Below are 25,165 nucleotides of genomic sequence, written 5' to 3'. Positions count from 1 at the left end.
ATAAATTATATAGTAGGAGTGATTAGATTGATAGAAGCAGTGGATTTAAAACAACAAGTAATTAAATGGCGTCGTCATTTGCATATGTATCCAGAATTATCACATCAGGAGCATGGGACAGCCCAATATATTTATAATCAACTAGTAACGTTTCCACATTTAGAGGTGAAGCGTTTAACAGAGACGAGTGTCTGTGCATTTTTAAAGGGTACGAAAAAGGATAATAAGGGGCATACCATTTTACTACGAGCTGATATTGATGCATTGCCGATTGAAGAAGAAACGGATTTATTTTTTAAATCAACCAATCCGGGAGTCATGCATGCGTGTGGCCATGATGCCCATCCAGCGATGCTCCTTGGTGCAGCAAAAGCATTGGCTGAGCGTGGGACTGATTTTTGTGGAGAAATTCGTTTTGTTTTTCAGCATGCTGAAGAGGTGACGCCTGGAGGAGCTGCTCAACTAGTAGCCCTAGGAATTGTAGAACATGTCGATTATGCCTTTGCACTACATGTGAGCCCTGATTATGAGGTAGGACAATTTGCTATGAAAGACGGTAAATTTACTGCAGCAGCAGATGATTTTGAAATTAAAATCTACGGTAGGGGTGGCCATGCTTCTACACCTGAGGTTGCTATAGATCCTTTACTTATTGGTTCTGAAATAGTTGTAGCTCTGCAAACCATTGTGTCACGTAAAGTACCGAGTACACATGCGCCTGTTTTAACGGTGGCAAAATTTCATTGTGGAACGGCATTAAATATTATTGCAGATACAGCAGAGCTAGGTGGAACGATTCGTTCACTAGATCCTACGATTCGTGTAGATGCGCGAAAACATTTAGAAAAGATCGCTACAAGTATCGCTTCTATGCATGGTGCAAAGGTTGAAATTACATGGGAGCTAGGGTGTCCCTCTGTAACAAATGATACAGAATTAACAGCATTATCCCGCCGTATAGCTGGAGAAATAGTTGGAGATACAGGTGTGAAGGAATTACCTGGACCAATGTTTGGAACAGAGGATTTCGCCGATTTTTCAGAAGTTGTTCCTTCATCGATGCAATTTATAGGGGTACATAACGTAGAGTTTGGAGATGCGTACCCATTACACCATCCTCGTTTTAAAATTGATGAAGAAGCTCTTATGTATGGTGTTCGTTACTTTGAAAATATTGCACGAACACTATGTCCATAAAGGGAAAAGTAAGCTAAAAATAATTTGTTTAAAAGGCATGAGTGCGGTATAGTACATGACTCATGCCTTTTAAAATGCTTATAAGGATGTATTGAAAAGCACTAAAGGATTGTTTATCTTATACGATATAGAAACTTGAAGGGAGGTGAAAAAGAGATGAAGGTAATTTTCACAGTTGGATTACCTGGAAGTGGAAAAAGCACATTTGTGAAGCAGCTAGCAAAAAAAGAAAATGCCGTTGTCCTTTCGAGTGATGCTATACGTCAGGAGCTATTTGGTGACGCAACAAAACAGAAATCACGTCAGGTTTTTCGTACACTATATGAGCGTCTTAATGACCTTGTGGCAAAGGGTTATACGGTCATTGTAGATGCTACCAATATTGAACGGGAACGGAGGATATTTGCACTAGGTAAATTGCCAACCTCGGTTAGGAAGGAATGCTATTATTTTGACACCCCCTACTCCATATGTGTAGCTAGAAACCAACAACGAAAGAGAAATGTACCGTTAGTGGTGATGGAGAAAATGAGCAAGCATTTAGAATTTCCGACGGTGGGAGAAGGATTTGATGAAGTGCATATCGTACATGAATCAAGCCCCTATGCAATTTCCCGACAACAATTTATTTCGCTTATTCAACGTGAGCCCAATTATGAGGAGCTTTTTCAAACACTTCGAGTAATTCCACTTTTTAAAGAGATTTATCAATTCAATCAAGAAAATCCACATCACCAATTTCTATTATGTCAGCATACTTATTTTGTCTTTTCCTATATCAATGAATACTATTCGGAAAGTGATAAGCTGGCATTACAAATAGCAGCATTATTCCATGATGTTGGTAAACCATTTTGTAAAAAATATAAGCCGCTGCAACAACGGTATGGCTATTATGGTCATGAAAACGTATCAGCACAAATCGTTTGTCATTTTTTATTAGAATTGGGCTTTGAAGTGGATTTTGTATTAAAGGTCGTCTATTTAGTTCAATTTCATATGCTAATCCAGTATGGTGGCGATAGAGGGGGAAGTGAAATATATCATTTATTAGATGGGGATTTATTAACAAGGCTTTACTTTTTCCGTGAGGCTGACCAGTTTGCGAAATAAACAATAGAGAAAGGAGTGTAAATATGACGAAATTAATGAAATACCCAAGAAGCTTTCATTTACCATGGAGCAGAGGCTATACCCATGATGACAAGGTTGCTAAAAATGTGAATCATTTTATTGGGAAAGAGGTTGTTGTCACTGAAAAGCTAGATGGAGAAGGAACAACGCTGTACAAGGACTATATGCATGCTAGAAGCATCCATTCAGCTAACCATCCTTCTAGACATTGGGTTAAAACATTCCATGCTAGTTTTTCTTATCAGATCCCAGATAGTTGGCGACTATGTGGAGAAAATATGTATGCTAAGCATTCTATATATTATCAGGCACTAACAAGTTATTTTTATTTATTTAGTATTTGGAATGAAGATAATATTTGTTTAAGTTGGGATGAGACGGTTGCCTTTGCGGAAAAATTAGGTGTTGAAACGGTGCCTGTTTTATACAGAGGGATTTTCGACGAGAATAAAATAAAACGAATGTTTACTGGGAAATCAATGTTTGATGGTGAACAAGAGGGGTATGTCATTCGAAATGCCGAATCCTTTCATTATGATGATTTTCAGTATAATTTGGGCAAATTTGTGAGACCTCACCATGTTCAAACAAGTGAACACTGGCTACAAGAAAAAGTAATACCTAACCGTTTAAAATAAAAGTAATTTCATTCATTTATGAAAAGGACTGAGAAAAATGTAATACTTCATAGAATCAATCAACCATAGTATATTATGAGGAAGTTGCTAGGCTGCATATCCCTTTCATCTAGGGATTACAGGTTCGATCCCTGTCATCCTCCATCCAAAAAAGAACTCTCGTCACTAGTACGAGAGTTCTTTTGTATTATTTAGTGTAATTATCGAAATAGCCTTGAATGTAAATCATAGGCGTTCCTTTGTCTCCTGAACCTGATGTTAAATCAGATAGGGAGCCGATAAGGTCAGTTAAGCGGCGAGGTGTTGTTCCTTGTGCAGCCATTTGACCTGTTAAATCTTCATCTTTATTTTGAATATATTCAGAAATAGCAGCTTTTAACTCTTCTCCTCGAAGATCAGCAAAGTCATTGTCTGCTAAATATTTTAATTTAACCTCGTTAGGAGTTCCGTTTAATCCGGCTGTGAAGGCTGGAGAAACAACAGGATCTGCTAACTCCCAAATCTTACCCACAGGATCTTTGAATGCACCATCTCCGTAAATCATAACTTCTACAGTTTTTCCTGTAGCTTCTTTGATTTTAGCTTGGATACCGTCAACAATCGGCTGGCAAGTATGTGGGAACAACTTAATACTATCTTCTGTAGCCTTGTTAGAGCCAAGTAGACCATATTCAGCATTGAAACCAGAACCATTGATGGATTCAGCTAAAATATTATCAAGGCTATAAACTTTTTCAGCACCGTTTGCTGTTAAAATGCGCTTTGTGCGGAAACGTGAGTGAATATCACATGTTAGGACACTCTTTGTATAGTCTAAAATGGTTTTTGGATTATTGGAGAAGATGACCTCACATGTAGCCCCTTCTGCTTCAATTAACTCTTTATAGTATTCAATATAATCTACACCAGTAAATGTGTGCTTTTTAAAGCCGAAATGCTCACGGAATTCCACTTCATTTAATGTATCTGTCCAAGGATTAATGCCTTTTACATCTAACTCATCGATATCGACAAGATGATTGCCAACTTCATCAGATGGGTAGCTAAGCATTAAGACAACCTTTTTAACGCCTTTAGCAATACCTCGTAAGCAGTTAGCAAAACGATTTCGACTTAAAATAGGGAAAATAACTCCTACAGTATCATTGCCGAATTTCGCTGCTACGTCCACAGCGATATCATCAATTGTTGCGTAGTTCCCTTGTGCACGTGCTACTACTGACTCAGTTACGGTCACAATATCTCGATCTTCAATAGTGTAACCCTCTATTTTCGCAGCATTTAACACCGTATCTACAACAATTTGTTCAATATGATCGCCTTCGTTAATAATAGGACCACGAAGACCTCTTACAACTGTACCGATTACACGTTCCAACTTAATCTCTCCTCATTTAACTTTGATGTAAAATCCATATGATTTTACTATACGCCTCACTCATGATATAAGTAAAATTAATAGTTCATATACTAGCTATAAGGGGTGCTTATATGATAGGGAAATTAGATTTATACCGTGTTTTTAGTGTTGTAGCTAAAAATAATAGCTTTTCAAGAGCAGCCAAGGTTTTATATATGACTCAGCCTGCTGTTAGCCAAGCTATGATGCAACTGGAAAAAGAGCTGGGTACACGTCTTTTTAATCGAACGCCTAAGGGTGTAACTTTGACAACAGAGGGCAGTCTGCTATTTGAATATACGAATTCGGCTTTAGGACTTTTAGATGCGGGTGAAGAAAAGTTATTAGAATTTAAAAATTTAACAACCGGGCAACTAAAGATTGGCGTAGGAGATACGATTTCACGTTTTTTCCTTATGCCTTATTTAGAAGCATTCCATACGATGTACCCGAATATTAAGTTGGAAATGTTAAATGGTACTACCACCGAAATTTGCAATTTTATTAAATCGGGTGAGGTGGACATTGGTTTTTGTAATTTTCCCATAGAGGACTCGACATTACAGTTAACGGTATGTACGGATATTCAAGATATTTTTGTCTGTGGCGAGAAATATAAGACACTGGCTTCTAAAAGTTTAAGCTATGAGGATCTGTTAAAATTCCCGCTTATTTTCCTAGAGAAAAAATCGAATTCACGAAAATATGTAGAGGATTTTTTATTATCACGAGGGGTCCATATTGAACCTGAGTTTGAGTTAGGTTCACATGATCTTGTATTAGAATTTGCCCGTAGTAATTTAGGAATCGCATGTGTTACAAAGGAGTTTTCGAAGGATTATCTACACAGAGGACTTCTATACGAATTATCTTTAAATGGAAATATTCCACCCAGGAGTATAGGGATGTGCTTTTTAAAGACAGTACCCCTTTCTAGAGCGGCGACCAAATTTGTCGAAATCATTGAACATAAACGTTTTAATACTAGAAGAAGCATCAAAAAAGCTTAGCGACGGGAAGCGTCACTAAGCTTTTTTTGATAATACCTCAATTAATATATCAACATTCCGCTTATTTTTCATAGTTGGCGAACAAAGATAAGAAAATGTCCGCATAAAATGCTGTTCTTCAAGGGTCAGAATCGACATATCGCCATTTTTTAACTCACGCTCAATGACACACGCAGACAGTAAGGAAAGCCCAAGTCCTTGCATAACGCTTTCTTTAACTCCCTGATTACTACTAATAGTTAACAATGATTGAATCTGTAAACCATTGGCTCTAAATAAATGATCTAAATAATAACGCGTGCCAGAGCCTTCCTCACGCGCAACCCAGCTTTGCTGTTGAAGATTGTCTGCAGTAATGGGCTGTTGCTTTGTTAGAGGATGATTGCTAGCACTGACAATAAATAACTCATCCTGCATAAATGGCTTTATTAAAAGTTCATTGTCATGAGCCTGTCCTTCTATCAGGCCAATATCAACTTGCAATAATTTTGTATATTGAATGATTTCTTTCGTATTACCAATAATAATTTGAAGCTCAAGTTGTGGGAAGCGTTGTTGCAAGCTAGCGATAATAGGAGGCAGTATGTATTCTCCTATAGTAAAACTGGCACCTATGACGAGTGTCCCTTGTACTTCTTGATGATAGGCTGCAATGTCTTCCTTAGCAGCCTCAGTTATCGCCATAATCTGCTTAGCCCGTTTATAGAGAATTTCACCAGTTGGTGTAATTTGTACAGATTTTGGCGATCGAATAAATAAAGTAGTTTGTAATTCCTGCTCAAGGTTTTTAATGTGTAAGCTGACACTTGGCTGTGAAATATGAAGTATTGCTGATGCTTTTGTAAAATTATTGACCTCTACCAGTGTGATGAACGTTTTTAAAGCCTCATATTGCATATTTACACCTCTATAATTAGAAATTTTAATAGTAACAATTATATATATGTATTTTACTAATAGTGTACTTTTTAATAAAGTAGTACTCAACAAAGGAGAAAGAAGTGAACATCATGGTTAATGGACAGAACAAAGGGAAATACGCACTTCAATCAAACTTTCTGAAGGGAATATTACTAACACTCCTTCTTGCCTTAGTTGCTAAATATATTGCTACTTTTCCTTTCTTTTCAATATTAGGACAATTGGTCATTGCTATTATATTAGGGATGGCTTGGCGAGCAGCATTTAAAGTACAGGATTCCTGGCAAGTGGGAATTGCATTTTCCAGTAAGAAGCTATTACGATTCGGCATTATTTTATTGGGGATGCGTTTAAATTTAGCTGATATTTATCACGCTGGAGCAAATGTTTTTTTCATTGCAGTCATTAATTTATTATTTGCATTAATCGTAGTGTATGGTCTAACAAAAATATTTCACGTAGATCAAAAGCTAGGGATACTAACGGCTTGCGGCACTGCCATTTGTGGAGCTGCAGCTGTCGTGGCAATCGCACCTCAAATTAAAGCAAATGAAAAAGAAACTGCTGTGGGGGCAGCCATTGTTGCGCTATTGGGAACCGTATTTACACTTGTTTATACAGTACTTTATTCTGTTATGAACTTAACGCCAACAGAGTATGGCATTTTCGCGGGTGGTACCTTACATGAAATAGCTCATGTTATTGCTGCGGCATCTGCTGGTGGAAATGAAGCTATTGATATAGCGGTCATTGTAAAGTTAACTCGTGTCGCACTGCTAGTTCCAGTTGCCATTATAATCGGCATTTTCTATCGAAGAACGGCTAAAGGAGAAGAGAAAAAAACATTTTCATTGTCAATCATACCTTGGTTTATATTAGGATTCTTAGCAATGAGTGCAATTAATTCATTAGGTATTATACCAGCTAATGTGGCGCAAGCCCTTGTAAATATTGCCTATATCTTAATTGCTATGGCGATGGCTGGTCTTGGATTAAATGTTGAGATTAAAACCTTTAAGGAGCTTGGAGTAAAGGCATTTGTTGCTGGTTTAATTGGCTCAGTTTGTCTATCTATATTAGGCTATATACTTGTTATTTTCTTATTATGATGTTGTACAAACTATCTTCATGAAAAAGACCCTGCATCGTATGTCAGCATGCAGGGCTTTTTAGATAGAATCAGAAGATCATGTATAAATATTTAGTGTGATTATGAACGTAAAGCTTCAATGGAAGATGCTAATTCAGCAACTACTATTTTGCTGCCGATAATCGGGCTATCCGTTTTTTCCCCTTCAGAGCCTGAACTTGGACGGTGATGGGCTGCAGCAAAGGCATCGCTATTGCGCCATGCCTGGAAATGCTCCTTGGATTCCCAATACATATTAACACTCATTTCGTCATAAGTAGGATCATCCGTTGAAATTAATACCTCTACTTTATGGAAGCCTTCAAATTGTTGTAAAGGACCTGGTTTTGTAAAGTTTGGAGCCATTCTTGCTGCAAAACCTGGTTTCACTTGAATGCGATTTGTAACAATAATCATGCTTTTCCCCCCTTATTTTCATTTACTAGGTTTTTGAATGAATTATCACTGATTATCATTCGCAATCAATGATAAGTGGCTTAGGAAGACATTGTCAATAGAAGTCCTCTTTATATTTTCATCGTAAGTAAACTTCTTCATAGATGCTGACATTTAACTGACATAATCCGGTGCTATACTAATTATAAGAGCTAGTAGTATCGAGGTGAACAAAAATGGTGCATATATTAGTAATAGAAGACGAATATGCAATTAGCCAGGTGTTAAACGTTTATTTAAAAAAGGTCGGCTATGTTGTAACACAAGACCGTTTAACAAAGAAGCCAATGGATCAATGGGAGGTCTAAGTGGCGGGCCTATGCAACGCCCCGATAAGATTGAGTGCCTATGGGTATAGATTTAAATGGAGAGGCCGTTAAAAAAATGACCATATCCAAACTTTTGGGTATGGGTTTTGCTTTTTCTCGTGCTAAAATAAAGCATTCTGTTCTTAGGAGTCCTTTCATATGAATGAACAACAGTTTGATAAATATTTGCATATTAAGACCGTGGGAGAACAATATGGTTTCCCAAAGCTTGCCCACTATCATCGTTATGAACCAACACCTTACAATGGGCTTGAACAATTATTTGCTATATACGAAATGCCTGACAACCCAGTGTTTATTGATATGGGCTGTGGAAAAGGAAGGGTACCCATTTATGTTCATCATCAATTCCATATTCCAACGATCGGAATAGAGATGGATGCTGGATTTTATGCAGAGGCAGAAGATAATAAACGAAGCTATCTTCAAAAAAATCGTTCACATGCACCCGTTACATTTCTTCATACGATAGCAGAGGCGTATGAAATAAAGCCGCGTGATAATGTATTTTTCTTTTTTAATCCCTTTTCTATTCACATTTTCCGCACAGTTATTCAGAACATTTGGCAATCCTATGAGCAACGAATGCGAGATATTCATATCATTTTATACTATCCACCCTATGATTATTTACAGTTTTTACATCAGGGAACACCATTTGAATTGCTTCATGAAGTGCATTTAGAAAATGAAACAAATATTAATGAACGTCTTTGTGTGTTCGAATTAAAGAAAGCATAGAGTAATGGGCAACCGTCTCTATGCTTTTTCCTGTTTTTACAGACTTATTTTCAGGGAAATAATTTATCAAGAACTAAAAATAACAAATATGTTCGGATTAATTCTTATCTTAAAAAAATGATAGCATATGATAGTTTTGTACTACACGATGGCTTGAATTAAAAGATAATTCGCAAATAACTAATTATACTGAAAAATCACTCTAGACTAAATATAAAGAATGTTTTACAATGTAAAAGTCATAAATGAATAATATTGTTCTGTCATTTTAGCTAGTTATAAATAATTATTTTTGCTATTGAGGAAATGAATGTATTTGTTTATAATTATCAGAAATATCTAATATTTTAGAAATTTTCAGGGGGAATTTAATTATGAAAGAGAGTAAAAAGCTTAAGAAGTTCGGTTCACTTTTAGTAGCATCTTCATTACTTGCTGGTGTACTTGCTGGTTGTGGTAACGGAGACGACTCAAGTTCAGGTGGTGGCTCATCATCAGGCGGTGGCTCATCTGATGGCGATACAATTAAAATTGGTGCAAACTTAGAGCTTTCAGGAAATGTAGCATCTTACGGTTCTTCAATCGGTCTGGGCGCAGAATTGGCTGTAAAAGAAATTAATGATGCGGGTGGTATTGATGGTAAGAAGATAGAACTGATTAAAGTAGATAATAAATCAGAAAACTCTGAGGCCACAGCCGCAGCTATTAAACTAGCAACGCAAGATAAAGTAGTAGCAATGCTAGCACCTGCAACTTCTGGGAATACAGTAGCAACGGTTCAAATTGCTAATCAAAATAAAATCCCGATTGTTACGGGCTCTGGAACTGCCCCAAATATTACAGTAAACGAGGATGGCAGCGTTAACGAATATGCATTCCGTACATGCTTTATTGACCCCTTCCAAGGGATTGTGGCAGCTAACTTTGCTTCAGGTGAGCTAAGTGCGAAAAATGTAGCTATTTTTGCAGACAACGCATCTGATTATGCAAAGGGTTTAGCAAAGTCCTTTAAAGAAACGATGACTAAGAGTGGTGGAAAAATTGTGAAGGAAGAAGCTTATGTAGCGAAGGATACAGACTTCCGTACACAATTAACAAATATTAAAGCAGCGAATCCAGACTTTATCTTTATCCCTGGATACTATGAAGAGGTTGGTTTGATTGTTAAACAAGCCCGTGAAATGGGTATTGATGTACCTTTAATGGGTGCTGATGGTTGGGATTCACCAACTTTAGTGGATCTAGCTGGGAAAGATGCATTAAATAATACGTACATTACTAACCACTATTCTGCGGAAGATCCAGATAAAAAAATTCAAGACTTTGTAAAGGCATTTAAAGCGGCAAATGGTGATAAGGCACCTGATGCGTTCAACGCACTTGGGTATGACTCTATTTACTATATTGCTGATGCAATTAAGCGTGCAGGCTCTACGGATGGGGAAGCTATTAAAAATGAATTAGCTGCAACAAAGGATCTTTCTTTAGTAACAGGTACTTTCTCAGTTGACGAAAACCATAACCCAATTAAAACAGCAACAGTTCTTGAATTTAAAGACGGTAAACAAGTGTTCAACTCTAAAGTTAATCCTTAATGTTTTGTAAGCAGCAAGGGGGAGGCGGGTAAACACGCCTTCCTTTTTTCTTTTTTATATAACTACAATAGCCGTATAAAACATAACTTTTTAGTATCGATGCATGTACAGATTTCTCATTTTTCAGAAAATTCAAAGGAGTGAAAGCGTATGGAATGGATACAGCAACTTGTGAATGGTATTTCACTAGGAAGTATCTACGCGTTAATAGCGCTAGGGTATACGATGGTATACGGTATTATCAAGCTGATTAACTTTGCTCATGGTGACGTTTTCATGATTGGTTCATTTATTGGCTTTTACGCAATTGCTAAATGGGAGCTTGGCTTTTTCCCAGCATTATTATTGGCGATGCTCATTTGTGCAATCTTTGGTGTTTTAATTGAACGGATTGCCTATAAACGTTTACGAAATGCAACACGTATCGCGGCATTAATTACAGCGATTGGCGTATCTTTATTAATTGAATATACAACAATTTTCTTCAGAGGCGCTCAACCAGCAGCATATCCTGAAGTTTTCAAAAATAAATCTTTTGACATTTTGGGCGTGCAAATTAGTAGTACATCCATTTTAATTTTATCAGTTGCTGTTGTACTGATGATTCTTTTACAATTCATCGTACATAAAACAAAAATCGGGAAAGCAATGCGTGCCGTTTCTCATGATGCGGATGCAGCACGCTTAATGGGGATTAACGTTGATAATACAATCTCGGCAACATTTGCCATCGGTTCCGCTTTAGCTGGCGCAGCCGGTGTTATCTTCGGTGTTTATTATACGAAGATTGACCCGTTAATGGGTGTTATACCAGGGGTTAAAGCATTTATTGCGGCTGTTCTTGGCGGGATTGGTATCATTCCTGGCGCTATGGTTGGTGGTATGTTATTAGGCGTTGTGGAATCCTTGGTAAGTGCTCTTGGCTTCTCTTTATGGAGAGATGCAGCAGCATTCGTTATTTTAATTTTGATCTTAATATTCAGACCATCGGGTATCTTTGGTAAAAATGCCCGTGAGAAAGTGTAGGTGAGCGGTTATATGAAAAAGTCTAAAGTTTTCTGGGGCTATGCCGTATTAGCGCTAGTCATCTATGCAGTTGTGCAATTATTGATTATGACCGAAGTCATTGATATGTACTATAAAAATATGCTGATTACGATGTGTATTAATATTATGCTGGCTGTCAGTTTGCATATTGTTATTGGTGTTACTGGTCAATTCTCGATTGGGCATGCTGGGTTCCTAGCCGTTGGTGCGTATGTATCAGCCATTATTACGACAAAGCTCATGTTGCCATTCCCAATGGCGATCTTATTAGGGGCGGTTGCAGCAGCTGTTGCAGGTCTTATTGTAGGTATTCCAACACTTCGTTTAAAAGGGGATTATCTAGCAATTGCAACATTAGGATTTGCGGAGATTATTCGTATTATTTTCTTAAATACGGATTATGTTGGCGGTGCAGCAGGGATGCAAGTTAAATATTTATCTAACTGGACGTATGCATTCTTTGGCGTAGTATTAACCATTCTTGTAATCTCAAACTTTACAAATTCACGTCATGGTCGTGCATGTATTTCTATTCGCGAAGATGAGATTGCAGCAGATGCTATGGGAATCAATACAACTTACTATAAGGTTGTTGCGTTCGCAATTGGATCTTTCTTTGCAGGGCTAGCAGGTGCAATTTTTGCCCATAACTTTTACATTATTCAACCGACGACTTTCGGTTTCTTAAAATCATTTGATATATTAATTTACGTTGTACTTGGGGGCTTAGGAAGTCTTTCAGGTTCTGTAATTGCTGCGGTATTCTTAACAATCGTATCGACGTATCTAGCAAACTTCCCTGAAACTCGTATGATTATTTACAGTTTAGTATTAATTATCGTGATGCTTTACCGTCCAACCGGATTAATGGGGACAAAAGAAATTACGGATTTATTTAAGTTTGGGAAAAAAGGAGGTACAAAATAATGGCTGAAAACCTTCTTATTAATGTGGAAAATATGGGGATTCAATTCGGTGGTTTAAAGGCCGTACAAGGTGTTAATATGTACCTCAATCAAGGTGAATTAGTGGGATTAATCGGACCTAATGGTGCAGGGAAAACGACTAGCTTTAATATGTTGACAGGGGTATATACACCAACAGAGGGGACCATCACATTTGGCGGACAGAAATTAAACGGGCTTGCACCTTACCAAGTAACGCAAAAGGGAATAAGCCGTACATTCCAAAATATTCGTCTCTTTAAAGAACTATCTGTTCTAGACAATGTTAAAGTAGCCAATCATTCGCTTGCTAAGCATTCGATGTGGTCATCAATTTTTCGCTTACCAACGCATTTTAAGGGCGAGGCAGAAATGGAGCTTCAATCCATAGAGTTTTTAAAAATCTTTGGTTTAGATGTCTATATGAATGAGTTGGCTAAAAATTTACCATATGGAATGCAGAGGAGATTAGAGATTGCCCGAGCATTAGCGGCAAATCCAAAGCTCTTATTATTGGATGAACCAGCTGCCGGGATGAATCCGCAGGAAACGCATGATCTTATGGAATTAATTGCGTTTATTCGTAAGGAGTTTGGCTTAACCATATTACTGATTGAGCACGATATGAGCTTAGTAATGGGTATATGTGAGCGCATTTATGTACTTGATCATGGACAATTAATTGCTGACGGGACACCAGAAGAAATTCGCAACAATCCAAAGGTAATAGAAGCATACCTTGGTGAGGAGGTTATCGGCTAATGCTAAAAGTACAAAATATAGATGTTTATTATGGCAACATTCAAGCATTAAAGGGCCTCTCTTTAGAAGTAAACGAGGGTGAAATTGTAACACTAATCGGTGCAAATGGTGCTGGGAAAAGTACATTGTTAAAAACATTGTCAGGTTTATTAAAGCCAAAAGGTGGCATCATTGAATACGAAGGCTTCTCTATTGCAGGGAAAGCAGCCCAAACCATTGTTAAATCGGGGATTTCCCACGTTCCAGAAGGACGTCGTGTTTTTGCCAATATGTCCGTAGAAGAAAACTTAGAGCTTGGTGCCTATTTGCGTAATGACAAAGCAGGAATAAAAAAAGATATGGACCATGTTTTCGAATTATTCCCTAGACTAATGGAGCGTCGCAAACAGCTATCAGGAACATTATCTGGTGGGGAGCAGCAGATGCTTGCAATGGGTCGTGCTTTAATGGCAAAGCCCAAATTGCTATTAATGGATGAGCCTTCAATGGGGCTCGCACCGCTAATGGTAAAGAATATTTTCAATATTATTGAACAGGTGAATAAAGAGGGGACAACAGTATTGCTTGTTGAGCAGAATGCCAATATGGCACTGTCTGTCGCTAACCGTGCGTATGTGCTCGAAACAGGACGCATTGTTTTATCTGGTTCAGCCAAAGAGCTTCAAGAAAGTGAACAAGTAAAGGCTGCTTATTTGGGTGGTTTATAATGGGGAGGGCGTCTCAACAATGAGGGGCCCTTTTCAATGTTCTCCCTATTAAATAATCGAAGGTAGCATTTTACTATTCATTTTTGGTAAGGTGGAAAAAAGGAGTGATGCTTTTTGAAATATTCAGCACCATATTTTATTAAACAATTAAATTTAGCCGAACATCCTGAAGGGGGCTATTATATTTCTTCATTTCGGGCTGAGGAGAATATTGCAGTAAGAGATGTTCAGAGACCTATTTATACGAGTATTTATTTCTTACTTCGCTCACAAGACATTTCACATCTACATCGCTTGCAGTCAGATGAGCTATGGTATTACCATGCCGGTAGTCCACTCACAGTCCATATGATTTTTCCAGATGGAACATATGAAGCGAAGAAGCTTGGCTTGAACTTAGAAGCAGGAGAGATCCCACAAATTGCGGTGCCTAAAAATACAATTTTTGGATCATCTGTGGAGGAAGTAGATACGTTTAGTTTAGTAGGATGTATGGTTGCCCCAGGCTTTGACTTTGAGGATTTCGAATTGTTTACACAGGAAGAGCTATTAGCAGATTACCCTCAGCACGAGGCAGTAATTCGAAAAATGGCTTATCCAACCATTAAATAGAAAATAAGCCGTCTCATTCATTGTGAGACGGCTTTGTGTATATTTACCATAAGATTTCTTCCGGATAGCTGAGCTGCATTTGTATGGCGTGTAAAGGTTGTTTAGTGGCAATGGCTGCTTGCATTAGATGTGATTTGAGTGCTACATATTCATGATCCTCTACAAGTAGGCGTAATGCAAATGCAGCAAGCTGAGCTTTACGTTCCTCTTTATTTAATTGGATGTATTTTAGATTCAGAACATCTACATACTGTGTGGCGAAAAGGAAGGTTAATGGGCCTTTTGCCTGCAGCATAGTTAAAAATACTACATAGTCCTCTTCTTTAACTTCCTGTTCTAAACAATCTGCAATAGCTGCTTGAAATTTACGAATTGTCGCTATCTCATGATTCCAAATAGATGCTTTGTTTAATTTCAAGTGTAGATGAATGAAATCGTTTAAAGCGATGGCACTAAAAATAATTTCGGGCCAAAGAATGTCTGTGGCAAAATAGATGTTTTTAGTCGGGAAAATCAGTTCATGTTGTATAAGGGTGTTCTTGTTAAGGCCGTTACTTACAAACTCTATCTGGTGTTCCCCAAGTATGGCATGTCTCAGTTTATAGCAAACGCTTAAAATACGGAGTCGAGGACCTTGATAATCATAGTATTTATTGGCATCACCAGTTACTTTGTAAATAGCTTTAGTAAGCTCATCTAAATCCCAGAAGTCTCCACAAATTTGTACTCCTGTTAACTGCTCTGTGCTTTGAATGGAAATCATAGTCCTCGCCCTCCTCTAATATTTATTTTGGTGTGTAATTCAGTAGCTTGAAGAGCTCCGTCTGTTCTTTATCCGTTAAATCTCGCCATTGGCCTACTTTTAAATTTCCAAGCTTAATATTCATAATACGAATACGCTGTAGACGCTTTACAGAGTAGCCAAGAGCTGAACACATTCGGCGTATTTGACGATTTAAGCCTTGCTCCAAAATGATTTTAAAAACCTTGTCTGATATCTTTTCAACATAACAAGGTAATGTGGTTGTATCTAGAATATCTACGCCCGCGCTCATCTTGTTAATAAATTGCTCAGTTATAGGTTTATCAACTTGAACAATATATTCTTTTTCATGGTGGTTTTCAGCGCGTAGAATTTTATTGACGATGTCGCCATCATTGGTTAATAACAATAGTCCCTCTGATTCCTTATCAAGACGTCCAATATGAAAAATACGTAAAGGATGATTTACAAAATCAACGACATTCCCTTTTATATGACGTTCGGTTGTACTTGTAATGCCGACCGGCTTATTTAGAGCTATATAGACTAGCTGTTGTTCTTTTTTTACCTCTTTTCCGTCAATGCAAACAATGTCACCATCCTGCACCTGACTTCCAACTGTCGCAGGTTCTCCATTAATTGTTACTTTTCCTTCGGCTATCCACTTATCAGCGCCGCGACGAGATATAATGCCTGTTTCACTTAAATATTTATTAATACGCATATTGTTCTCCTAAATCTAATATTATTTTTAAGTATACCTTAACGTTATACAAATCGTGAATTCTATATACTTTTCTAGTAAAAATAAATTACCTTGAATTTTTTTGGAAAAGTTGAAATTATTATTCGTTTCTGACAATATATTAAGTGAGAGGATTTCTATGAAAATATTGTTATTTCGCTATAAAATGATGTTTTTTGTAGATAGTCTCATTAAATTGTGTAAAGGGGAGAAGTAAAATGGTTTATGCATTTCCAAACACTGAAGGATCGGTAGTTCAATTCAAGCAGAAATATGATAATTATATTGGTGGCGAATGGACACCCCCAGTGAAGGGTCAATACTTTGATAATGTCACTCCTGTTACTGGACAAGTTTTTACACAAATAGCGCGTTCCACAGCTGAGGATATTGAACTGGCACTTGATGCAGCACATGCTGCTAAAGATGCGTGGGGGAAAACTTCACCAACAGAACGTGCAAACATTTTACTTAAAATTGCGGACCGTATCGAGCAAAATTTAGAAAAGCTAGCCGTTGCCGAAACATGGGATAACGGTAAGGCGGTACGTGAAACTTTAAATGCAGATATCCCTCTTGCCATTGATCATTTCCGTTATTTTGCTGGAGCTTTACGTGCTCAAGAAGGCTCTGTAAGCCAAATCGATAACGATACCGTTGCTTATCATTTTCATGAGCCAATTGGGGTAGTGGGTCAAATCATACCTTGGAACTTCCCGTTATTAATGGCTGTATGGAAGCTTGCACCAGCACTAGCTGCTGGAAACTGTGTCGTATTAAAACCTGCAGAACAAACACCAGCATCCATTATGGTGCTTGTGGAATTAATAGAAGATTTATTACCACCAGGTGTCATTAATATTGTGAATGGTTTTGGTTTAGAGGCGGGGAAACCGCTAGCATCTAACCCACGTATCGGTAAGATTGCCTTCACTGGTGAGACGACAACGGGCCGTTTGATTATGCAATACGCGTCTCAAAACCTAATCCCAGTTACATTAGAGCTAGGTGGTAAGTCACCTAATATCTTCTTTGAGGATATTATGGATAAAGACGATGCATTTTTAGATAAAGCAGTCGAAGGCTTCGTATTATTTGCTCTGAACCAAGGGGAAGTATGTACATGTCCTTCACGTGCAATTATACAGGAATCTATTTATGATAAATTTATGGAACGTGTACTACAACGAGTAGAAGCTATTAAAGTGGGTAATCCACTGGATCCAAACACAATGATGGGTGCTCAGGCTTCAAGCGAGCAAATGGAAAAAATCCTTTCTTATTTAGATATCGGTAAACAAGAAGGTGCAGAGTGTCTAATCGGTGGGGAGAAAAATAATGTAGGAGAAGGCTTTGAAAATGGCTACTATGTTAAACCAACTGTCTTTAAAGGACATAATAAAATGCGTATTTTCCAAGAAGAAATTTTTGGTCCTGTTGTAGCTGTTACTACGTTCAAAACGAAAGAAGAGGCATTAGAAATTGCGAATGACACACTATATGGTCTAGGTTCAGGTGTTTGGACAAGAGATATTAATACAGCATATCGCTTTGGTCGTGAAATAGAAGCAGGTCGTGTTTGGACAAACTGCTACCATGCTTATCCTGCACATGCAGCCTTCGGTGGCTACAAAATGTCAGGCGTTGGTCGTGAAAATCATAAAATGATGCTATCTCATTACCAACAAACGAAAAATTTATTAGTGAGCTATAGCGAAAATAAACTTGGTTTCTTCTAAACCATAGGGAGGTGCATGGGCGTGATCGAACGTGTATTAGCCACGGCGGAAGCGCTGGCACTCATCGAGCTATTAAAAGAGAAACATGGGCCTGTTATGTTTCATCAATCAGGCGGATGCTGTGATGGTTCTTCACCTATGTGTTATCCAGAGGGGGACTTGCTATTAGGTGATCAGGATATATGTCTGGGCGAGATAGGTGGAGCTCCATTCTATATGCATAAAAATCAATATGATTATTGGAAGCATACTCAAATCATCCTGGATGTAGTTGAAGGTAGAGGTGGGATGTTCTCATTAGAGGGTGTTGAAGGAAAGCGTTTCTTAACAAGATCGAGAGCCTTCACACCAGAGGAATTACAGATGCTTGGATTAATTTGACGAGTCATTGTACAGCGGCAAAAAATTTTGCCGCTGTTTTTTCGTATTAATTTTTAGAAAAAAGGGTATGTAAAGCTATATTATTAGATGAATTTCGTAAAAATAAAAATAGCTGTAAACGTTCTTTTAAGGTTACTGTAAATATTAATTTCCGAGTGGTTTTTGCTATCAACAGTTTTTCCTCCTTTCTTATATGTTTAATATTTCCTATTAAAACAAAAAAATAGAGTAACATATATTAAATTAAGTTTACTTTTTATGTTAATTGTTACAAGCGGGATGAATCTTTCTCGCATCATGTACCGTAAAATGGGTAAAGGAGCGTGCTAAATATGGATTATGTGATGATAGAAAATAAATTTACAAATACGGTAGAGGATGTATCGAAGGCTGCGGGGTGGACAGTGGATCGTAAGATTGTTTTAGCAATAGCTAGTACATTCGTGGCCTCGGGAAAAACTTTTGATGCTGTCCAGTACAAGAATATTTTACAGGAAATGAAGAAGCAATCTTCCTGGATGTCTCCTTTAAGAACTACGGTAGGCTATAGCATAGCTGCTAATTTAATGAAGCAGGAGGATCCTGAAAACGCAGTAAAAAATCTATTAACGAATGTGAATGCACTAAAGGAAGCGAAATTTAGAAGTGGTAACTTTAGTTATATTGCGGCTCAGTTTTTGACAGAGAATGAAAAGGATAAAATCGTGCATGCACATGCAGCTAGAGCTTTATTTGAAGCCATTCGTAAACATCACCCATTTTTAACATCCTATGAAGATATTCCATACGCTGTGTTACTAAGTAATCCATCTGATGATGTGGAAATACGTGCAGAAACAATGAATCGCTATTATAAAGAATTACGAACATATAATTTTCATGCAGGAAATGAGCTTCAATGGCTGTCGCAAGTATTAACCTTCCTATCTCCACAATTTGATCGTCAACTAGTGCCCAATGTCGTGACCATTCGAGATGCACTAAAAAAACAAGATGTCAAAGTACAGGCCATGCATTATCCTTTACTTGGGTTTTTAGCCTTGCTAGATCTTACTCATCATCAATTGCAAGAAGTTATACATTTATATCATGAATTAAAGGATTTAAAATTATTAAAATGGCATCGTGAATTTGTTCTCTTTATGGCTGTGCAAATCATTATTTATCATATGGCGAAAGTACAAAAATCACTGTCTATGACGATTATGTCATCTATTGAATTATTAATTCAAGCTCAGCAAGCTGCAATGATAGCAGCAGTTAGTGCAGCCGCCATTGCATCTAGTTCAAGCTCTTCGTGATAGAATGGGGGTGAACAATTATTTGGAGGTGCATTTGAAGGATGAAGGAAACAAAACTGTGGATTAACGGCCAATGGCAAGATGCAAAGGAAAGCTATGAGCTAAAATCACCATATAGTGGTGAGGCGATTGCCCGAGTGGCAAAAGCATCTATACAAGATGTGGAGAGAGCAATCGATGGTGCACAGCAAGCATTCCATTCGTTTAAAAAGACGACAGCCTACGAGCGTGCCGAAATTTTATATAAAGTCGTCGATTTAATGCGACAACGAAAAGAAGAGTTTGCAGAGATTTTAGCATTAGAGGCAGGAAAGCCTTTGACAGCAGGGTTAGCGGAGATTGATCGTACAATTGCCACCTATCAATTTGCAGCAGAGGGTGCCAAACAGCCTAAAGGTGAAACGGTACCGATGGATGCGGCACCTGGAGCAGGAGATCGTATAGGTTGGACAAAAAGGGAACCGTTGGGGGTAATTTCCGCTATTACGCCGTTTAATTTCCCGTTTAATTTAGTGGCCCATAAATTAGGCCCAGCATTTGCAGTAGGTAATACAGTTGTTTTAAAACCAGCAACCCAAACACCATTAAGTTCCCTTGTTATGGCAGAGATTTTCCGTGAAGCGGGTTTGCCAGATGGTGCGTTGCAAATTGTGACAGGAAGTGGTGGTGAGCTTAGCGATACTTTGGTTACACATCCTCACGTCAAAAAGGTGACGTTTACGGGTAGTGGAAAAGTTGGATTAGGTATTAAAGAAAAGATTGGCTTACGTAAAGTAACGTTAGAGCTTGGTTCTAATGCAGCAGTTATCGTCGAACCATCGACACCTTTTAATAAAATTATAAGTCGCTGTGTGAGCGGTGCTTTTAACTTTGCTGGACAAGTATGTATTTCGTTACAACGCATTTATGTACATTCTTCTATTATTGATGAATTCACAGAGGCATTTGTTGCGGAAACTGAGAAGCTAGTAGTAGGAGATCCTTTAGATAAAAATACAGATGTAGGTGCTATGATCAATCCGAATGAGGTTGGACGAATTAAAGAGTGGATTGAAGAAGCACAGGCACAAGGAGCAGTCATTGCAACTGGAGGAGTATTTACAGAACGAACGTTAACGCCCACTGTTATGACCAATGTGACAGCTGATATGAAAATCGTTTGTCAGGAAACATTCGCGCCAATCGTCTCAATTGTTTCATATGAAACATTAGATGACGCAATTCGACTTGTAAATGAGTCGGACCTTGGCTTAAATGCAGGTATTTACACGAATGTATTGCCAGATGCCTTATATGCAGCCGACGAATTACAGGCGGGTGCTGTCATTATTAATGATGTTCCGACATTCCGAGTAGATAATATGCCATATGGCGGTGTGAAGATGAGTGGGTATGGAAGAGAAGGAATTAAATGGGCCATTGAGGAAATGACAGATATGAAATTTATTACGATGAAAAAATCGTTCTAGATTTGCATAAGCTCTTTTTCTACGATACGATGACGAAAGAACATACATGAAGGGAAGTTACAAGGAATATGACAAACAATGCTGTACCCATGAGCCAATCACGTACGGTTCAATCGCGTCTCGTATTACCTCCAGACACAAACAATCACAATTCTATTTTCGGTGGAAGAGTGTTAGCTTATATTGATGAAATTGCTGCTATTACAGCGATGAAACATGCGAAGGGACTTGTAGTCACAGCTTCAATAGACTCAGTTGATTTTTTATCGGCTGCCCATGTAGGAGATATTCTTGAAATTGAAAGTATAGTTTCCTCTACAGGACGTTCTTCAATGGAGGTTTATGTTCGTGTTGTTTCTCGCAATATTGAAACTGGTGAGGAAAAATTAACGACAGAATCATTTGTAACAATGGTGGCGGTAAATGAAGAAGGAAAACCAGTACCCGTACCTGCAATTTATCCTGAAACAGATGAGGAAAAACGTTTATTTGAAACAGGGCCCGCAAGACGTGAGCATCGTAAACAAAAACGTGCATTGCCACATTAAGGAAAAAGGGAGCTTCACCTAAAGCGGTGGGGCTCCCTTTGTTATATTACCTATTTAGTTCATTGACTACATTAATGAGTGAGTCAGAAGAAGAGGAAACAAGTGTAGCCCCTTGTGATAATTCAGTAATTAGATTAGAAATGGCTGAAATATCTCTAGATGTATGAACATACTGCTGTTGAATGCCAGATACGGCATCAGCAATATCATTAAATGATTTAGATAAGTTTTCTTGCGTATTGACGCTATGTTGAATTTTTTGGTCAACATTAATAACTGAATTTGCCATCGTTGAAATATTACTTTCAGTTTCTTTAATGAGATGCGACACATTTTGGACAGCATTTTTTGTTTCTTCAGCAAGCTTTCGCACTTCCTCTGCCACTACCGCGAAGCCTTTCCCGTGTTCCCCAGCTCGAGCTGCCTCAATAGACGCATTTAAAGCTAATAAATTTGTTTGGTCAGCTATGCCCGTGACAAGTCCTACAATCTCGGAAATTTTTTGAGAGGAGGTACGTAATTGATTCATAGTCACCTCAAGGCTGTTGACACTTTGTAAAATAACTTGGATTAAATCATTTTGCTCTTGCAGTTGATGTTGCCCACGTCTTGATTTTTCCTGCGTATCTGCAACGAAGCTTAATCCCTGCTTTGTTGCCTCTGCGATATCATCCGTTTGTGAGGAAATTACTAACAACGATGCAGCTGTCTCTTCACTAATTGCGTTAAGTTCCTCTGCTGTACTTTGAATTGTCGTAACAAGAGCGTTTTTCGTTTGGTCAGCGGCTGTTCGGATACGGTCTTCCTCTTTTTCGTAAGCCTCGATAACAAGCTGTTGCTCAAAATTAATGATTTTGCAAAATGCATTAATGGCTCGAATGGCATCATTTTTTGAAATGTCCACTTCATTCACAAAATTTGTGAACGTTGAGGTAAGTGATTGAAAGGATGCTATATACCATTTTGATTGTAAGCCAATTCGTACATGGGCTTCAGCAATTGCTTTTCTTTCAGCGATATAGGCGTCATTAATATGACTTTCAAAAATATCGCTTAAATGCTTATGTAACGTAATTTTTAAACGATCTATATGCGAGGTTCTATTAATAATATCTATTAAATCTTGGCTCAAACTAATGGCTGCATAAAATTGCTCCACCATTGCAGGTATTAAATCATTAGCTAACGGTTGTAGTTGCTTAATTATGGCTAAATCCTCAATTGTTAAATTTAAAAGCTGTAATTGCTTTTGAAGATTTGGATGATTTAAAACATCTAATTGTACATGGCCCTTAAAATTTTCAGGTGTTAATGTAATTGAGTAGCTAGAACTGCTGTTTTTTGAAAACCAACTCATTATTGTTTGCTCCATTCTTAATATCCATAATAATTGTGAGTAAAATGAACTTCTGAATTTGTTAGGTCTGTAAATTTGATAAACAATTGGTATTAAATCTATTTTACTATTATTTGCTGAATATTTGGTTAAAAATTTGGTTATTTCTTTATTTTTTTACTTTCTTGGCAGTTCTGTTAGTGCAGCAGAGTAAATTTGAATTTAAAGTGGGAAACCTGTAAAATACGAACTGTTTAAGGAGAATAAAACTGAACGTGAAAGATAAATAGGAGGTACTATATGGAGAAAAAACGCTTTAAATTCGTTATTCCAGTCATGGTCATTGTTGCAATAGGTTCCGTTTATATGCTACGAAACTATCATGCGGAAGTACCAGCTGTTGAACAGCTGTTAATTACAATTTGCGCTGCTTTAGGATCAGGGGTTTTAGCATACTTTTTATTCCCACAGCAGGGTGAAAATAAAATTGACGACCGCGGTCCTTATTAATAGTAATAACTGAGGCTGCTCGTTTTGATTGTTAAACGAGCAGCTTTTTGTGGATTAGGGCTTAAATAATTTAAACCAGCCTTTATGTTTAAAGATGGTAAGCATAGCGATGACAACAATAATCATAATACCGAGGACAATAAAATAGCTGTATTGTCCATGTAGCTCAGGCATATTGTCAAAGTTCATCCCATAAACTCCAGCAATAAAGGTCAGTGGAATGAAGATGGTTGAGACGATTGTTAAAGTCATCATAATGCCATTCATTCGGCTTGAGCTCATAGCCATATAACTATCTCGCATATCTGCCGTCAGCTCTCGATTTGATTCAACCATTTCAGTTAGTTTTAGAAGATGGTCGTAAATATCTCCAAAATAAGCTCTTTCAGATTTGTTCAATGAAAAACGGTAAGAATTAAGTACTCGATATAAAAGGTCTCTCATCGGTAAAATGGCACGCCTTAAATCGAGCAAATCACTACGAAACTCGAAGACAATCTTCATGGCATTTACGTTGCTTTGGTATGTAAGTTCGCCTTCAAGTGCATTTAAATGATCTTCAATTTTATAAACAAGTGGGAAATAGCTATCAACAATTTTATCAATGGTTTGGTAGGTTAAGTAAACCGTGCCACGCTCCCAGTTTTTTGGCTGGCTTTCTAACAACTTTTGTACCTTTTCTATTTCAGGAACTGGGTTCTTATGAAATGTCACTATATACTTATTAGAGGTAAAAATATTTACCTCCTCTGCAGCTAATGACAGCTCGTTTAATCGATGAATGACGAAAAAATGAAAATCGTCATAAAAATCGAGTTTTGGACGTTGTAATCGCATCAAGCAATCTTCAATAGCTAGTGGGTGGAAATGAAAAAATGAATCTAGCAAAGATTCTTCCTCAGCAGTTGGACAATTAAAATCAATCCAGTACCACTCGAATTCTTGTTGATGTATCGATTCCAAAGGGAAATCCTTTAGTAATTGTTGTTTTTTTGTAATGCCAATGGTGCTTATCACAGCTTTCACCTCAAAGTATTTACTACAATATATATATTTAATGTTCTTCCTCTTTAAAGCATACCCATCCACCAAACAAAGTAGTGGCAAAAAATCTAGAAGGTTTTATAAAACCTGCTTCTTGTAATAATGTTAATATTTCTTTCTCGGGCATAAATGACAGAGCACGGATGGAATTTTCCATTTCTGCAACATCGGATATAGAAAGTTTTGTATGTTGAAGCCAGTAGGAACGCCATAAATCGAATTGTAGTTCCGTTTCAATCGTACCAGGTTGACCGTATTTTGAAACAAGAGTAAAAGGTGCCCCTGGCTTTAAATGGTTGTAAATTTCTTTCAAAGTTGACAGCTTTTCTTCATAACCTTGAATAAAATGAAGGACGAGTACACAACTAGCTGCATCGAATGTGGTGGCTGGTAGCTGTGTATCCAGCAATGTCCCACGGTAGAATGACAGATCATTGGGTAACGATTGGAGACGCTCCCTTGCTATATCGAGCATAGATTCTGACGGATCAATACCCGTAAATGACCAATGTGGTCTTCCATCTGCTAGCTGTAATATTTCATTGCCACTGCCTGCACCAACAATCAACATATCAGCTTGCTCCTGTAATGTAGAACGATAAAAAGTTTGTATTAAACGAAGCATTGCATCATAGCTTGGTAGAGTACGGCGAATCCCCTTTTCATATTCATTTGCTAATGTGTGGTTAAATTCCATTTCTCATCACG

The 25,165-nt window shown here is 37.7% G+C and carries 27 protein-coding genes and 1 pseudogene; 19 read left to right on the top strand and 9 right to left on the bottom strand.

The features are described from left to right. Positions 1-27: 27 nt before the first annotated feature. From A2J09_RS18390 to A2J09_RS18380, 3 genes are all read left to right on the top strand, one after another. Complete coding sequence (locus A2J09_RS18390) at positions 28-1,197, top strand: M20 metallopeptidase family protein (protein ID WP_012296125.1); 1,170 nt, start codon at positions 28-30, stop codon at positions 1,195-1,197. Between the two features lie 156 nt (positions 1,198-1,353). Next, positions 1,354-2,310: an AAA family ATPase gene (locus A2J09_RS18385; protein ID WP_036162456.1), complete on the top strand. Its 957-nt coding sequence runs from the start codon at positions 1,354-1,356 to the stop codon at positions 2,308-2,310. 23 nt (positions 2,311-2,333) lie between these two features. Continuing rightward, positions 2,334-2,969 (top strand): RNA ligase family protein, encoded by a 636-nt coding sequence (locus A2J09_RS18380; protein ID WP_012296123.1) that lies wholly within the window; start codon positions 2,334-2,336, stop codon positions 2,967-2,969. A 187-nt stretch (positions 2,970-3,156) separates the two neighbouring features. Here the strand turns inward: A2J09_RS18380 and A2J09_RS18375 are convergent, their stop codons facing one another. After that, a complete protein-coding gene (locus A2J09_RS18375) occupies positions 3,157-4,347 on the bottom strand; it encodes a coenzyme F420-0:L-glutamate ligase (RefSeq protein WP_012296122.1) in 1,191 nt (396 codons plus the stop codon). A gap of 113 nt (positions 4,348-4,460) precedes the next feature. Here A2J09_RS18375 and A2J09_RS18370 point away from each other — a divergent pair, with 113 nt between their 5' ends. After that, positions 4,461-5,378: a LysR family transcriptional regulator gene (locus tag A2J09_RS18370; RefSeq protein WP_012296121.1), complete on the top strand. Its 918-nt coding sequence runs from the start codon at positions 4,461-4,463 to the stop codon at positions 5,376-5,378. Between the two features lie 15 nt (positions 5,379-5,393). On the opposite strand, the gene A2J09_RS18365 is transcribed toward A2J09_RS18370, so the two are convergent. Beyond that, the gene (locus tag A2J09_RS18365) at positions 5,394-6,275 is read right to left on the bottom strand and encodes a LysR family transcriptional regulator (RefSeq protein WP_012296120.1); all 882 of its coding nucleotides are present in this window, start codon (positions 6,273-6,275) and stop codon (positions 5,394-5,396) included. A gap of 113 nt (positions 6,276-6,388) precedes the next feature. On the opposite strand from A2J09_RS18365, the gene A2J09_RS18360 reads away from it, so the two are divergent. Further along, positions 6,389-7,408, top strand: a complete 1,020-nt coding sequence (locus A2J09_RS18360; RefSeq protein WP_012296119.1) for a YeiH family protein — start codon at positions 6,389-6,391, stop codon at positions 7,406-7,408. A gap of 101 nt (positions 7,409-7,509) precedes the next feature. On the opposite strand, the gene A2J09_RS18355 is transcribed toward A2J09_RS18360, so the two are convergent. After that, the gene (locus tag A2J09_RS18355; protein ID WP_012296118.1) at positions 7,510-7,845 is read right to left on the bottom strand and encodes a heme oxygenase; all 336 of its coding nucleotides are present in this window, start codon (positions 7,843-7,845) and stop codon (positions 7,510-7,512) included. Between the two features lie 215 nt (positions 7,846-8,060). Between A2J09_RS18355 and A2J09_RS23525 the strand changes: the two genes are divergently transcribed. From A2J09_RS23525 to A2J09_RS18320, 8 genes are all read left to right on the top strand, one after another. Beyond that, positions 8,061-8,192 carry a response regulator transcription factor gene (locus A2J09_RS23525; protein WP_012296117.1) on the top strand — a complete coding sequence of 44 codons (132 nt, stop codon included), beginning with the start codon at positions 8,061-8,063 and terminating at the stop codon, positions 8,190-8,192. Positions 8,193-8,351: 159 nt separating this feature from the next. Beyond that, positions 8,352-8,954, top strand: a complete 603-nt coding sequence (locus A2J09_RS18350; RefSeq protein ID WP_012296116.1) for an SAM-dependent methyltransferase — start codon at positions 8,352-8,354, stop codon at positions 8,952-8,954. 374 nt (positions 8,955-9,328) lie between these two features. Then, positions 9,329-10,549 (top strand): ABC transporter substrate-binding protein, encoded by a 1,221-nt coding sequence (locus A2J09_RS18345; protein ID WP_012296115.1) that lies wholly within the window; start codon positions 9,329-9,331, stop codon positions 10,547-10,549. A gap of 150 nt (positions 10,550-10,699) precedes the next feature. Beyond that, a complete protein-coding gene (locus A2J09_RS18340) occupies positions 10,700-11,575 on the top strand; it encodes a branched-chain amino acid ABC transporter permease (RefSeq protein WP_012296114.1) in 876 nt (291 codons plus the stop codon). A 12-nt stretch (positions 11,576-11,587) separates the two neighbouring features. Next, positions 11,588-12,523, top strand: a complete 936-nt coding sequence (locus A2J09_RS18335) for a branched-chain amino acid ABC transporter permease (protein WP_036162455.1) — start codon at positions 11,588-11,590, stop codon at positions 12,521-12,523. Next, complete coding sequence (locus tag A2J09_RS18330) at positions 12,523-13,302, top strand: ABC transporter ATP-binding protein (protein ID WP_012296112.1); 780 nt, start codon at positions 12,523-12,525, stop codon at positions 13,300-13,302. Before A2J09_RS18335 ends, A2J09_RS18330 begins: the two co-directional genes overlap by 1 nt. After that, positions 13,302-14,009: an ABC transporter ATP-binding protein gene (locus A2J09_RS18325; RefSeq protein WP_012296111.1), complete on the top strand. Its 708-nt coding sequence runs from the start codon at positions 13,302-13,304 to the stop codon at positions 14,007-14,009. The genes A2J09_RS18330 and A2J09_RS18325 overlap by 1 nt, the downstream gene beginning before the upstream one ends. Before the next feature lie 114 nt (positions 14,010-14,123). Continuing rightward, positions 14,124-14,621 carry a cupin domain-containing protein gene (locus A2J09_RS18320; RefSeq protein ID WP_012296110.1) on the top strand — a complete coding sequence of 166 codons (498 nt, stop codon included), beginning with the start codon at positions 14,124-14,126 and terminating at the stop codon, positions 14,619-14,621. Between the two features lie 43 nt (positions 14,622-14,664). Here A2J09_RS18320 and A2J09_RS18315 read toward each other — a convergent pair whose 3' ends face one another. Then, positions 14,665-15,384 (bottom strand): DUF6904 family protein, encoded by a 720-nt coding sequence (locus tag A2J09_RS18315; protein ID WP_012296109.1) that lies wholly within the window; start codon positions 15,382-15,384, stop codon positions 14,665-14,667. Between the two features lie 22 nt (positions 15,385-15,406). After that, entirely contained in the window at positions 15,407-16,108 is a 702-nt protein-coding gene (gene rluF / locus A2J09_RS18310; RefSeq protein WP_012296108.1) for a 23S rRNA pseudouridine(2604) synthase RluF, read from the bottom strand. Positions 16,109-16,347: 239 nt separating this feature from the next. On the opposite strand from rluF, the gene adh reads away from it, so the two are divergent. From adh to A2J09_RS18285, 5 genes are all read left to right on the top strand, one after another. Then, on the top strand, positions 16,348-17,868 hold the full coding sequence (gene adh, locus A2J09_RS18305) for an aldehyde dehydrogenase (protein WP_012296107.1): 1,521 nt from the start codon (positions 16,348-16,350) through the stop codon (positions 17,866-17,868). Positions 17,869-17,889: 21 nt separating this feature from the next. Continuing rightward, positions 17,890-18,249 (top strand): DUF779 domain-containing protein, encoded by a 360-nt coding sequence (locus A2J09_RS18300; protein ID WP_031416741.1) that lies wholly within the window; start codon positions 17,890-17,892, stop codon positions 18,247-18,249. A 332-nt stretch (positions 18,250-18,581) separates the two neighbouring features. Beyond that, on the top strand, positions 18,582-19,550 hold the full coding sequence (locus tag A2J09_RS18295; RefSeq protein ID WP_012296105.1) for a DUF4003 family protein: 969 nt from the start codon (positions 18,582-18,584) through the stop codon (positions 19,548-19,550). A 41-nt stretch (positions 19,551-19,591) separates the two neighbouring features. Then, a complete protein-coding gene (locus tag A2J09_RS18290) occupies positions 19,592-21,019 on the top strand; it encodes an aldehyde dehydrogenase family protein (protein ID WP_012296104.1) in 1,428 nt (475 codons plus the stop codon). Positions 21,020-21,087: 68 nt separating this feature from the next. Continuing rightward, the gene (locus tag A2J09_RS18285) at positions 21,088-21,567 is read left to right on the top strand and encodes an acyl-CoA thioesterase (RefSeq protein ID WP_025116473.1); all 480 of its coding nucleotides are present in this window, start codon (positions 21,088-21,090) and stop codon (positions 21,565-21,567) included. Positions 21,568-21,613: 46 nt separating this feature from the next. On the opposite strand, the gene A2J09_RS24690 is transcribed toward A2J09_RS18285, so the two are convergent. Next, positions 21,614-22,102 carry a methyl-accepting chemotaxis protein gene (locus tag A2J09_RS24690; protein ID WP_373561627.1) on the bottom strand — a complete coding sequence of 163 codons (489 nt, stop codon included), beginning with the start codon at positions 22,100-22,102 and terminating at the stop codon, positions 21,614-21,616. Positions 22,103-22,378: 276 nt separating this feature from the next. After that, positions 22,379-22,924, bottom strand: a pseudogene (locus A2J09_RS24685) (protoglobin family protein); the annotation flags it as partial. A 279-nt stretch (positions 22,925-23,203) separates the two neighbouring features. On the opposite strand from A2J09_RS24685, the gene A2J09_RS18275 reads away from it, so the two are divergent. Further along, entirely contained in the window at positions 23,204-23,413 is a 210-nt protein-coding gene (locus A2J09_RS18275; protein ID WP_012296101.1) for a hypothetical protein, read from the top strand. Between the two features lie 54 nt (positions 23,414-23,467). Here the strand turns inward: A2J09_RS18275 and corA are convergent, their stop codons facing one another. Together corA and A2J09_RS18265 are read right to left on the bottom strand one after the other, a co-directional pair. After that, positions 23,468-24,430: a magnesium/cobalt transporter CorA gene (corA, locus tag A2J09_RS18270; RefSeq protein ID WP_031416737.1), complete on the bottom strand. Its 963-nt coding sequence runs from the start codon at positions 24,428-24,430 to the stop codon at positions 23,468-23,470. A gap of 37 nt (positions 24,431-24,467) precedes the next feature. Then, positions 24,468-25,154: a class I SAM-dependent methyltransferase gene (locus A2J09_RS18265; RefSeq protein WP_012296099.1), complete on the bottom strand. Its 687-nt coding sequence runs from the start codon at positions 25,152-25,154 to the stop codon at positions 24,468-24,470. Positions 25,155-25,165: the final 11 nt, after the last annotated feature.

Origin of the sequence: Lysinibacillus sphaericus, from assembly GCF_001629735.1 — a bacterium.
In the GTDB taxonomy this organism is placed as follows: domain Bacteria; phylum Bacillota; class Bacilli; order Bacillales_A; family Planococcaceae; genus Lysinibacillus; species Lysinibacillus pinottii.
The sequence above is the reverse complement of the archived record's forward strand: the minus strand, read 5'-3'. Positions and strand labels throughout refer to the sequence as shown.